This window comes from Cytophaga aurantiaca DSM 3654, from assembly GCF_000379725.1.
In the GTDB taxonomy this organism is placed as follows: Bacteria; Bacteroidota; Bacteroidia; order Cytophagales; family Cytophagaceae; genus Cytophaga; species Cytophaga aurantiaca.
This window is the reverse complement of sequence record NZ_KB903620.1, coordinates 66875-79813: the sequence shown is the minus strand read 5'-3', so window position 1 is coordinate 79813 and position 12939 is coordinate 66875. Positions and strand designations below refer to the sequence as shown.

At 38.2% G+C, this 12939-nt stretch carries 11 protein-coding genes; all 11 read left to right on the top strand.

Going from position 1 to position 12939, the window contains the following annotated elements:
• The 11 genes from A3EE_RS0100350 to ruvA all read left to right on the top strand — a co-directional run bounded on the left by A3EE_RS0100350 (position 1) and on the right by ruvA (position 12933).
• A complete protein-coding gene (locus A3EE_RS0100350; RefSeq protein WP_018341426.1) occupies positions 1–1521 on the top strand; it encodes a lipopolysaccharide biosynthesis protein in 1521 nt (506 codons plus the stop codon).
• Positions 1522–1565: 44 nt separating this feature from the next.
• On the top strand, positions 1566–2003 hold the full coding sequence (gene dut / locus A3EE_RS0100345) for a dUTP diphosphatase (RefSeq protein ID WP_018341425.1): 438 nt from the start codon (positions 1566–1568) through the stop codon (positions 2001–2003).
• Between the two features lie 84 nt (positions 2004–2087).
• Positions 2088–3089: a sugar phosphate nucleotidyltransferase gene (locus A3EE_RS0100340; RefSeq protein ID WP_018341424.1), complete on the top strand. Its 1002-nt coding sequence runs from the start codon at positions 2088–2090 to the stop codon at positions 3087–3089.
• Positions 3090–4850, top strand: a complete 1761-nt coding sequence (locus tag A3EE_RS0100335; protein ID WP_018341423.1) for a tetratricopeptide repeat protein — start codon at positions 3090–3092, stop codon at positions 4848–4850.
• Positions 4843–5607: a lipoprotein insertase outer membrane protein LolB1 gene (gene lolB1 / locus A3EE_RS0100330; RefSeq protein WP_018341422.1), complete on the top strand. Its 765-nt coding sequence runs from the start codon at positions 4843–4845 to the stop codon at positions 5605–5607. Before A3EE_RS0100335 ends, lolB1 begins: the two co-directional genes overlap by 8 nt.
• Entirely contained in the window at positions 5597–6817 is a 1221-nt protein-coding gene (locus A3EE_RS0100325) for a murein hydrolase activator EnvC family protein (protein ID WP_018341421.1), read from the top strand. The genes lolB1 and A3EE_RS0100325 overlap by 11 nt, the downstream gene beginning before the upstream one ends.
• A gap of 73 nt (positions 6818–6890) precedes the next feature.
• Complete coding sequence (locus tag A3EE_RS0100320; protein WP_018341420.1) at positions 6891–7109, top strand: Sec-independent protein translocase subunit TatA/TatB; 219 nt, start codon at positions 6891–6893, stop codon at positions 7107–7109.
• A gap of 3 nt (positions 7110–7112) precedes the next feature.
• Complete coding sequence (gene gatA / locus A3EE_RS0100315) at positions 7113–8531, top strand: Asp-tRNA(Asn)/Glu-tRNA(Gln) amidotransferase subunit GatA (RefSeq protein WP_018341419.1); 1419 nt, start codon at positions 7113–7115, stop codon at positions 8529–8531.
• A gap of 2 nt (positions 8532–8533) precedes the next feature.
• A complete protein-coding gene (locus A3EE_RS0100310; protein ID WP_018341418.1) occupies positions 8534–10006 on the top strand; it encodes a lytic transglycosylase domain-containing protein in 1473 nt (490 codons plus the stop codon).
• A gap of 57 nt (positions 10007–10063) precedes the next feature.
• The gene (locus tag A3EE_RS0100305; RefSeq protein WP_018341417.1) at positions 10064–12337 is read left to right on the top strand and encodes an NADP-dependent malic enzyme; all 2274 of its coding nucleotides are present in this window, start codon (positions 10064–10066) and stop codon (positions 12335–12337) included.
• Positions 12334–12933, top strand: a complete 600-nt coding sequence (ruvA, locus tag A3EE_RS0100300) for a Holliday junction branch migration protein RuvA (RefSeq protein WP_018341416.1) — start codon at positions 12334–12336, stop codon at positions 12931–12933. Before A3EE_RS0100305 ends, ruvA begins: the two co-directional genes overlap by 4 nt.
• Positions 12934–12939 lie beyond the last annotated feature (6 nt).

Here is a 12939-nt window from a genome sequence, read left to right as displayed (position 1 = left end):
ATGTCGCTGCTGAAAAAATTAGCCGGACAAACGGCGCTGTATGGTTTAAGCAGTATGATTGGTAGGGCAATCAATTTTTTATTGGTACCTGTTTATACAAGCTTATTACTTCCTGCTGAATATGGTATCGTTACAGAGTTGTATGCGTATGCAGCCTTCTTTAACATTTTGTATTTATTCGGAATGGAGACAACCTACTTCCGTTTTGCAAATAAAAAAGATGCCGATGAAGCACATATTTTCAATCATGTAAATACACAGGTTCTTTTTGGCAGCTTCATCATTTCAGCAGTCATTTTTTTAGTAACACCGTCCATTGCAGGACATCTTAGCCTAGGAAATGCACAAAAAACTGCCGCAGATTTTACGGCTTATATCTATTACATTGTTTTAATTCTTTTTACAGATGCAGCCTTAGCAATTGCATTTGCACGTTTACGGATGCGAAACAAAGCATTTTGGTTTGCTTCTGTAAAGCTTATGAATATTGGAGTTACAGTACTCTTGAATATTATTTTGCTATGGGGTATACCTTTGCTATTGAGTTCAGATTCGATTTCTGAAGAAACAAAACGTTTTATTTTATCCTGGTATGATCCGAATGATTTGGTTTCCTACATTTTCATTTCAAATCTCGTTGCCAATCTGTTGCAACTTCCATTTTTAATAAAAGCATTTGCAGGATTTAAATTTGTTTGGGATACGTATTTATACAAACCCATGCTTGTATATGCGCTGCCGCTAATGGTTATGGGTTTGGCAGGGATGATCAATGAAATGCTGGATAGATTAATTTTGCGTGAATTGCTTCCGGATAATTTTTATCCGGGCAGTACCAAACTACATGCATTAGGTGTATACGGCGCATGTTATAAGCTGTCTATGTTTATGACCTTAGCGATTCAGGCGTTTCGCTATGCGGCAGAGCCTTTCTTTTTCAGCAGAGCCGCAGATAAAAATTCACCGCAACTGTTTGCTGATATTATGAAATGGTTTGTCCTGGTGTGCTTGCTTATTTTCTTAGGTGTTTCGCTAAATATAAATATTGTAAAGCAATTTTTAGGAAATAAAGCGTTTTGGGAAGGCTTAGCAATTGTGCCGATTTTACTGCTCGCAAATTTGTTTTTGGGAGTATATTACAATCTGGCAATCTGGTTTAAATTGACAGACAAAACGTACTGGGGCATTTATATCAGTTTGTTTGGAGCGGCATTAACGGTTGCAGGAAATATCATCCTGATACCGCTTATGGGCTACATGGGCGCGGCGTATGTAACGCTCTTATGTTATGCGTCTATGGCTATCTTCAGCTATCTGCTTGGGCACAAATATTATCCGATTCCTTATCAGACAGTCAAAATGGGAATGTGGATTATTTCAGCCTCTTTTTTGGTTTACCTTTCCAGCTTTGTTCATTTTGAAAATGCCGTTAATAATCTATTGATTAGCAATAGTATTATAGTCGTTTGGCTGGGAATAATCCTTCTCTTAGAAAAACGCTTTAATGGTTTAAAAGCCTAAGATTATTTTGTACATTTGAAATGGTGCATCCATTTTAAAATGAAATGAATACGGTTATTAAAATTGTTAATTCTTCAACCAATCCTTTGCCTGCATACCAAACGGAACAGGCTGCCGGAATGGATCTAAGTGCTTACCTATCGGAACCTGTTATTTTACAACCTCTTCAAAGACAACTGATCCCAACAGGTTTATTTATAGAACTTCCTGAAAATACAGAAGCGCAGATCAGGCCACGCAGCGGGCTGGCATTCAAGCACGGAATTACGGTATTAAATAGTCCAGGCACAATTGACGCTGATTACAGAGGCGAGATCAAAGTGTTGCTGGTGAATCTTTCAAATGAAGATTTTACGATAAAAAACGGAGAACGTATTGCCCAAATGGTGATTGCCAAAGTTGAACAAGCTCATTTTGTTAAAGTTGACTCATTGGCAGATTCTGCAAGAGCAGCAGCAGGTTTTGGCAGTACAGGAAAATAGTAAACCAGGATAACCAAAAATACGTACAGACGTATTCTTCCCAAGAAATTAAATCGAATTAATAACAACACAAACAAAGAAGGCATGAAAATTATTATTCCAATGGCGGGTATGGGTAAAAGAATGCGCCCTCATACACTAACAGTTCCTAAACCTCTTGTGCCTATCGCTGGTAAAGCGATTGTTCACAGACTCGTAGAAGATATTGCAAAAGTTTGTGGTGAAAAAATCGATGAAGTAGCATTTATTATCGGAGATTTTGGAAAAGAAACAGAACAACGTTTAATTAAAATTGCAGAATCTGTTGGTGCTAAAGGTTCGATCTATTATCAGCGCGAAGCATTGGGTACAGCTCATGCAATTTATTGCGCAAAAGAATCGTTAGGTGGTAAAGTCGTAGTAGCATTTGCTGATACTTTGTTCAAGGCAGACTTTACATTGGATACGTCTAATGAAGGAATTATCTGGGTACAGAAAGTAGAAGATCCAAGACCATTTGGTGTTGTTAAGCTGAACGATAAAAATGAGATCACGGATTTCGTTGAAAAACCTGAACACTTTGTTTCAGATTTAGCGATCATCGGTATTTATTATTTCCAGGATGGCGAGAACCTGAAAAAAGAACTTCAATATGTAATTGATAACAACATCAAGGACAAAGGTGAATACCAATTGACTTCTGCATTGGAGAATATGAAGAACAAAGGAATTAAATTCCTTCCGGGAAAAGTAACAGATTGGTTGGACTGTGGCAACAAAGATTCTACGGTAGATACAAATTCAAGATATTTAGAATATATCAAAGATCAGAAGTTGGTAGCATCAACAGTCAAACTTACAAATTCAGTAATCATTCAGCCTTCATACATCGGCGAAAATGTTGAGTTGGTAAACTCTGTTGTTGGTCCGCATGCATCTATCGGCAATGGAACAAAGATCACAAATACCGTAATCAACCGTTCTATCGTTCAGGAAAATGCTGTGATCTCAAATGCTACAATTACAAACTCCATGTTTGGTAATTCTGCTCAATATAAAGGCAAGGCGCTTGATCTGAGCGTTGGTGATTTTAATGTTATAGCATAAATGAGTGTAAAAAAACACGTTTTTAAAAGTATTCTTATTGCGATTCTGATGCCGGTGCTATTTGAACCGGCATTGGCGCAAAAGAGCCCTAAGAAAAAAAGCCCTAAAACCTCTAAGTCAGGTTTTACGCCCAAGGTATTATCTACAGAGGATCGTGTTTATTTTGAAGCATGCTTCATTGAAGGGATGCGCTATTATTTGATCGGGCAAACAAAACTTGCACAGAACTTTTTTGAGAAAGCTTATGTCATTGATGAAACAAACGGAGGCGTTAATTACCAGCTTTCAAAAGTCAATTCTGCTTTATCTAATAATGCAAGGGCACTAGTTACAGCTCAGGCAGCAATTAAGTCTGACCCGAAAAACATTGAATACATTATTCAGCTGGCTAGTGTATATGAGGCGCAAGGCGAATTTGAGAATGCAATTAAAACGTATCAAAAAATCATTTCAGATTTTCCCGGCAATAACGAATATTACTATCAGATTGGAGCTGCACAGATTCAGCTCAACAAATTAGATGATGCCATAAAAACATACGACAAGATCGGAACTATTTACGGAGCAAGTTTTGAACTGACCAGACAGAAGCAACAGATCTATGTTAAACAAAACAAGATTGACCTTGCGATTAAAGAAGGACAAAAATTAATAGATTCAGACCCCTCAAACCTTCAATACAGAGTGGATCAGGCTGAGTTCTATTATTTCATCAATAGATTGCCGGATGCACTATCACTGGTGAATGGAGTATTAAAACAGGATCCGGATCAAATCTCTGCACACCTCTTGCTTGTTGATATATATAAATCAACAAATGATAATGAAAAAGTATTTGCTGAATATAAATATTTATTAGCTCAGCAGAATGTATCTGTTCAGGACAAACAGAAGATCATGCAAGATGTCATGAAAGCTGCAACAACGAACGAGAAGAAAGTTCAGTTACTTGAGCTGAGTACTATTTTTGTAAAGGCGAATCCTTCAAGTAATGTTGCTTTAACAAACCAGGGAGACGCCTTGTTTCTTAATGGAAAGAAAGCTGAGTCACGAAAGTTCTATATCGCTTCGGCAAAAAAGGATGGCAATAATTATAACCTGTGGTTACAGATAGTGATATTGGATTTCGAATTTAAGGAGTATGATTCGCTTGCACTACATGGTACAGAAGCGGTCGATTACTTTCCGAATCAATCGATGCTTTGGTATTATAGAGCATTGGGTTACTATAATTTAAAAAAGTATCCGAATGCGATTGAATCTTTAGAAGAAGCTAAAAACCTTTCTTCAAAGGATATGCAATTTAGGATGCAATGTTTGACATTGCTTGGAGATGCATACAATGAAACAAAAAAATATTCAGAATCAGATGCCGCATTTGACGAGGTGTTAAGGTATGATAAAAACAACGATTATGTATTAAACAACTACAGCTATTATCTTTCATTGCGCAAAGATAAGCTTGAGCTTGCAAAGAGTATGGCCGAACGTGTTGTAAATAGAAATCCAGCAGAGCCCAATTATATTGACACATACGCTTGGGTGTTGTATCAGATGAAGGATTATCAAGGTGCAAAAAAACAATTGGAAATAGCATTACCAAATACGAAGAGTGGGACAATTCTGGAACATTATGGTGATGTGTTGTATCAGTTAGGGGATAAAGTAAACGCTGTTGAATACTGGAAAAAGGCTAAGGCTGCAGGTGATGCATCAGAATTTATAAATAAAAAAGTTGCCGAAGGCAAGTTGTATGAATAGGTTAGTTCTGTTAATAATAGCAATTTCGTTCTTAAATATTGCATGTAAAAAAGTTCCGGTTTCGAGTCAGCTTCCGGCTGTTGTGACAAAATCGGTTATAGATTTTCATCCTGAATATGTTGACTTTGTTTATTTAACAACAAAGACAAAACTGGAATATTCAGACGGAACCAACAACGATCAATACGCCTTGTCGTTACGTGTTAAAAAGGATAGTGTAATTTGGGCATCCATCGGGAAGGCCGGTGTTGAAGGGGTTCGTGGACTTTTACGTCCGGACTCACTGTTCATTTTGGATAAAATGAAAAATGATGCATACAGTTACGATTTGAAATATCTTCAAAATCTTATTCAATCTAATTTATCTTATTACAACATTCAGAATTTACTCATTGGTGATTTGTTATTTCCATATAGTGATACAACTGATGTGGTAACAAAGACCGATACACATTTCATTGTTGTGCAAAAGAAAGACAATCTGAACATTGAAAGTTTTGTCCGTTTAGATAACATGAAAGTAGAAAAGGCAAACATAACCGATGCCGTTGCTTTGTCAAAAACTACTGTAACTTATAGTAATTATATACTGTCCGATTCTATACTAGCGCCTTCTGTATGTACGCTGGATATTGAGTATAAGAAGAACGGCCAGATTTTACGAAACCAATTGGTATTGACACATTCAAAAATAGAATTCACTACCAAGCCACTTAATTTTCCGTTTAACGTTCCTAAGAAATTCAATGAAAAATAACCTTAAATATCTAGCGGTACTTGGTTTGCTATTCATTGTTATTACAACAACGGTAGCACAGAAAAAAAGCCGTAAAGACCTGGAACGCGAGCGCGAGAAGAACTTGAAAAAAATCAAGGAAACCTCGAAAGTTCTTGAAGAAACAAAAGAGCAAAAGAGCGCTACAATAAGCCAATTGAATTTATTGAATGATCAGATAGAGCAACGCGAAATCGTGATCAACTCTATGTCTTCAGAGGTAAGCATTTTGGAGCAGGAAATTGCCGAACAAAAAATGATCGTTGCAGCTTTAGAAGAGGATTTAAAAGGCTTGAAGGAAGAGTACGCTCAATTAATTTATTTAGGATATAAACATTTAAACGGTTACGATAAGCTGATCCATATTTTATCAGCCGATAATATCGGACAAATGTTGCGACGCAATAGTTATTTCAAACAGTATGCACACGCACGTACTTACCAGTTGGAGGAGATTCAAAATGTTGCGCTGGCAATGAAATCGTATGAGCGTATGCTAGCGAATAAGCAGGCTGAGAAAACAGGCTTGCTTCAGGCAAAAACGATTGAAACAGAAAATTTAACGAATACAAAAAATCAACAGAGCAATGTGCTGAAACAGCTTTCTTCAAAGGAAGAAAAGTTGAAAAAGGATTTGGATGAGTCAAAGAAAGCAGAAGAAAAACTTCAGAAGCTGATCAAAGATCTCATTGCTGCCGAAAGAAAAAAGGCAATTGAAAAAGCAAAAGTATCCAGCAACAGCGCGAATAAAGCAACGGCAGAAAAGAACATCTTATTATCTTCCAGTTTTGAAGGAAATATGGGAAAATTGCCATGGCCTGTACAAAATGGTAGAGTTTCCAATCATTTTGGACGTCAGGCACACCCGGTTTTAAAGGGGGTATTTGTCGATAATCTGGGAGTTGACATTTTGACTGTTCAGAATGAGGATGTTAAGGCAGTTTTTGGAGGAAAAGTCATTACCGTTGCAGAGGTGCCGGGCATGCATAAGATCGTTATGATCCAGCATGGAGAATACTTTACGGTGTATGCAAAGCTGCGTGAAGTACATGTGGCTATAGGCGAAGAAATTACTGTAAAGCAAAGCATCGGTTCTGTTTATACAAATAAAGATGGTGAAAGCGAGCTTCAGTTTCAGATCTGGAAAAACGAAACAAAGCTAAATCCGGAAATTTGGCTTCGTAAGCGCTAAACAGCCCTTTTATCTTCCCTTTCTTATTATATTTTCCTATCTTTGTTAGGTATACGAAATTACTCTAACAATCATGATCTTAACTATTTGCAATTTGCTATTTCTTGGCAATATCGGACCAACCGAATGGATTATAATCGCCGTTTTATTAGTGTTTATGTTTGGCGGTAAAAAGATACCTGAACTTGCTCGTGGCTTAGGTCGCGGTATTCGTGAATTTAAAGACGCGAGTAAAGAAGTGAAAAAAGAAATTCAGGACGGTATCAAAGAAGACGACACAAAAAACGCTTAAAAATTGAAACGTTATAATTCGCTGCAAGAAGTTCGGAAAGACCTTTCCGAAGGCATAATCACATGCCGTTCCCTAACTGAATATTATCTTAAAAACATCGAAGCAAAAGCACACTTAAATGCTTATGTGGAAGTGTATGCACAAGAAGCACTTGCTACAGCAGATGCGGTTGATGCTAAAATAAAAGCAGGCACCGCTGGTAAATTAGCCGGTATGGTTGTTGGCTTGAAAGATGTATTGTGTCATAAAGATCACGGTCTGCAGGCATCCAGTAATATTTTAAAAGGTTTTGTATCGCAATTCAATGGCACTGCTGTTGAACGTGTGATCAACGAAGATGCCATCATCATTGGTCGCCAAAGCTGCGACGAATTTGCAATGGGATCATCCAATGAGAATTCAGCATTTGGTCCGGTAAAAAATGATGCCGACAATACACGTGTGCCAGGAGGTTCTTCAGGTGGCTCTGCTGTTGGTGTACAAGCCGATACGTGTTTGGTTTCTCTTGGTTCGGATACAGGTGGCTCGGTAAGACAGCCTGCTGCATTCTGCGACATCATCGGTTTCAAACCCTCTTATTCCAGAATTTCCCGTTACGGACTTATCGCCTATGCTTCGTCATTTGATTCTATCGGGATCATGGCCAGAAGTATTGAAGATACAGCATTGATGCTTGAAGTGATTGCAGGGTACGATGAGTATGACAGTACGGTTTCCTCAAAACCGGTTCCATCATATTCTTCAGAGCTTTCTTTTACAGGCAAAGCAAAGATCTGTTATTTAAAAGAAGCGATTTCATCTGAAGGAGTTGCAAAAGAAATTCGCGAAGCAACACAAAATAAAATTGATCAATTGATTAAAGATGGACACACCGTTGAAGCGGTTGAGTTTCCATTACTTGAATATATTCTTCCAACCTACTACATCCTGACTACAGCAGAGGCAAGCTCAAACCTCTCTCGTTTTGATGGTGTGAAGTATGGATACAGAAGTCCTAACGGAACGGATCTGGAGTCCATGTACAAAAAAACACGTTCAGAAGGTTTTGGCAAAGAAGTTCAAAAACGTATCATGTTAGGCACTTTTGTACTGAGCGCAGGTTTTTATGATGCCTACTATACTAAAGCACAGAAGGTGCGTCGTTTAATAAGAGAGTATACAGAAAAATTATTATCCGAATACGACTTCATGCTATTGCCTACAACAACAACAACGGCATTTAAGATCGGTGATCATCAAAGTGATCCGATTGCAATGTATTTAGCAGATATCTTTACAGTACATGCAAACCTTGCAGGTATACCTGCAATCTCTATTCCGAATGGGAAAGATTCACAAGGCTTATCGATTGGCTTACAGCTAATGGGTCGTGAATTTGAAGAAGCGAAATTATTAGCTTTCTCTAAATACTTATTAAAGTAAGAATGAAAGACAGAATCTATTCAGCACTATCAGGTATTCTTTTAACTGCTTCAATATTGTTTGTTGGAGGGGCTCCTGCATGTGCGCAAATAGATTCCAGCGGCGTAGTAACTTCAAGTGATTCAACGATCATAGAAGCAGAAAAATTTGAAGAAAAAGCGGAACTAACTCCTTCTCCTTCTCAACCTTCTGTTGACGAAGTGATAGCAAAGCGATTAAAAGTATTGCAGAATGAAGTTCCTTTGGTATACAATGCAAAGATCAAAGGATTCATAGATTATTTTTCTGTGCGCAATGCACGATATGCATTGGTAATGGAACGTAGAAAACGTATTTACTTCCCGATGTTCGAAGAGATTTTAAAAGCTCAGAATGTACCGGAAGAAATTAAATACTTAGCTATTGTTGAATCGGGTTTGAATGCAAAGGCTGTTTCACCAGCAGGTGCGGCAGGCTTATGGCAGTTTATGACTTTTACGGGTAAAGAGTTTGGTTTGAAACAAGACGAACTTTTAGATGAACGCTTAGATCCGGAAAAGGCAACCGTTGCTGCCTGTAAATATTTATCTGCACTACATCGTACATTTAATGATTGGGAATTAGCACTGGCTTCTTACAACTGTGGACCGGGCAATGTGCGTAGAGCGATCCGCAGATCCGGATACAAAGAAACATTCTGGCAGATCTATGATTACCTGCCTAAAGAAACAAGAAGTTATGTTCCGCAATTTGTAGCGCTTACTTATATTATGAATCACATGGCCGATCACGGCATTGTAGCTGATTCATTAGAGTACCCAATTGCGTTCGATACCATTACAGTAAATCAGTATTTCGACATGTATACGTTCAGTGAAGTATTGAATATCTGTCCGGACGATATGCGGAAATTAAATCCTGCATTAAAAAAAGGAATTTTAAGTGGTGCATATTCTTATAAAATAAAAGTTCCGGTAGATAAAATGGCTGAATTTTATCTGAACAGAATTGATATTTTAGATGCATGCAGTAAAGAAATATCAAGAGCAGGCGTTGCTACAGGGCCCGTCACGAGTCGAGCCTCCTCAGCCACTTCCAGTAGCAGCAGTACTACAGGAACAACAAAAGTGTACTATACAGTACGGAGTGGAGATGCACTCGGCTCCATTGCAGCAAAATACCATGTATATATTTCAGATATTAAACGTTGGAATAAATTATCATCGAATACGATTCGGGTTGGACAACGTTTGGTGATCTATAAAAAAGGTTCATCTGCTGTTGCTTCATCAAGTTCGTCCATATCAAAATCTAAAACATCATCATCATCGGGTAGTACTTCTAAAGCTACTCCAAATGTATACTACGTTCGTTCAGGCGACAGCTTATGGACGATCTCGCAAAAATTCCCCGGTTTAACAGTTGACAAGATTAAAAAACTAAACGGGTTAACATCCAATAGTATTAAAGTAGGACAAAAACTTATTTTAAATTAGTCAGCTGATTTAACAGATTAAACTTCTTTTTTATCTACACTATAACTTTTATCTAGTATGTCAATAAACAGAGAAGATGCCTTGAACTATCACATGCAAGGCAAACCAGGTAAGATAGAAGTTGTTCCTACAAAAACATTAAGCTCGCAATTAGACCTGGCATTGGCCTATTCTCCTGGAGTTGCAGAGCCATGCAAAGAAATTGCTGCCAACAAAGAAGAGGTATATAAATATACTGCAAAGGGTAACCTGGTTGCAGTAATTTCAAACGGTACGGCTGTATTGGGACTGGGTAATATTGGTCCGGATGCGTCTAAGCCTGTAATGGAGGGCAAAGGTGTTCTATTCAAAAAGTTTGCGGGCATTGACGTTTTTGATTTAGAAATTAATTGCGAAGATCCGGAACAGTTTATTAAAATTGTTGAATCGCTGGAGCCTACATTCGGCGGGATCAATCTGGAAGATATTAAAGCGCCTGAATGTTTTGTGATTGAACAGGAGTTGCGTAAGCGCATGAATATTCCTGTCATGCACGATGATCAGCATGGTACAGCTATCATATCTTCCGCTGCCTTATTGAATGCACTTGAAATCGTTGGTAAAAAAATTGAAGAAGTACAGATTGTTGTAAGTGGCGCCGGTGCTGCTGCAATATCCTGTACTCGTTTGTATAAGCATCTTGGCGTACGCTCTGAGAATATTGTAATGTGCGATATTAAAGGCGTGCTTAGAAAGGATCGTGCAGATCTTGATATCTCACAATTAGAGTTTGCAACAGATAGAGATTTACATACACTGGCAGATGCAATGCCTGGCGCAGATGTATTTGTTGGCTTATCGGCAGGAAATATTTTAAAGCCTGAAGTGTTGGCAACCATGGCTGTAAATCCGATTGTGTTTGCATTAGCCAATCCAACTCCGGAAATAGATTACAATTTAGCAATTGCTACGAGACCTGATGTCATAATGGCTACAGGAAGATCTGATTATCCAAATCAGGTCAACAACGTTCTTGGGTTTCCATATATTTTTAGAGGTGCGCTGGATGTACGTGCAACGGAAATAAATGAAGAAATGAAATTGGCAGCAGTTTATGCAATTGCAAAACTTGCCAAAGAAGTTGTTCCTGAAAGTGTAAATAAATCTTATGGAGATAATAAAATCACTTTCGGAAAATATTATTTAATTCCCAAGCCTTTAGATCCGCGTTTAATCACAACGATTTCACCTGCGGTAGCTAAAGCAGCTATGGAAAGCGGTGTAGCAAAGAAAAATATTGAAGATTGGGCAGCATATGAAGTAGAATTGCTGCAGCGTATCGGTATCGATCAGCGACTGATGTCGCGTATCATTACACAAGCGAAACAAGCTCCGAAGCGTGTAGTATTTGCTGAAGCAGACAATTTGAAAATACTTAAGGCCGCACAAATTTTAGCAGAAGAAGGAATTGCATTCCCGATCTTATTGGGTAATGCAGAAAAGATAGAAGAGTTATTAAAAGAAAATTCATTGTCGATCAAACAATATGAGATTGTTGATCCGTTTGAAGAAAAAGAAAAACGCGCGCACTTTGGATATCTGTTGCACGATAAAAGAAAGCGCAAAGGCGTTACGGCAGAAATAGGAAGAAAGCTAATGCGTAACCGTAATTATTACGGTGCGATGATGGTTGAGACAGGAGAAGCCGATGCATTTATTTCAGGTTTAACTCAGGAGTACGGTGAAACAATCAAACCGGCGCTTCAGGTGATTGGTGTTGAACCAGGAGTGAACAGAGTTGCGGGGATGTATATTCTCAGCAACAGCAAAGGAGTTTATTTCTTTTCTGACACCACAGTAAATATGGATCCTACAGCGGAAGAGCTTGTGGATATTATTGGTGTTACGGCGCGCGGTGTTAAGTTTTTTGATTTTGAACCACGCATCGCAATGCTTTCCTATTCTAATTTTGGTTCGAACGAAGGAGCAGTACCGGCCAAAGTTGCTTTAGCAACAAAACTTGCCAAAGCAAAGTATCCGGATCTTATTATTGATGGAGACATTCAGGCAAACGTTGCAGTGGACACCCTGTTACAGCAAGAGATGTATCCATTCAGTGCCTTAGCAAAAGACGGAGCAAATACATTTATATTTCCGGCACTTACGTCGGGCAATATTGCTTATAAATTATTACAGGAGATTGGTGGCATGGAGGCTATTGGTCCGCTGTTGATGGGAATGGCAAAGCCTGTACATATTTTGCAGTTGGGTTCGTCTGTGCGGGAAATTGTAAATATGGTTGCGATTGCTGTAGTGGATGCTCAATCACATAACAATAAAATTAATTTATGATTGCATACATTGAGGGCAAGCTGACACATAAGGATCCCACTTACATAATTGTGGATGTACAAGGGGTAGGATATCAAATACGAATATCATTGCATACCTATTCTCAGGTTAAAGATTTAGAAAGGACAAAGGTTCATACTTTTTTGCATATTAAAGAAGACGCACATACGCTTTTTGGATTTGCTGAATTGTTAGAGAAAGAAATGTTTTTACATCTGACTTCAATAAGTGGTATTGGTCCGGGCACTGCTTTGGTTATGCTTTCTTCTTTAAATCCAAAAGAGGTGAGGGATGCTATTGTTAGTGAGGATGTTAAGGTAATTCAGGCTGTAAAAGGCATCGGTCTTAAAACAGCTCAGCGGGTAATTTTAGAATTAAAAGATAAGATGAAAAAAGACTACCTTCTTTCTTCATCAGATTCAAAACAGAATTTTTCTATACCACACAATAGTATCCGATCTGAAGCGTTAACAGCCTTGATAACCTTGGGTTTTACCAAAAGTATCGCCGAAAAAAACATCGATTTAATTTTAAAAAACAGTTCTAATCCATTAACGCTAGAAGACCTGATAAAACAGGCCTTAAAAATGTCTTGAGAATCC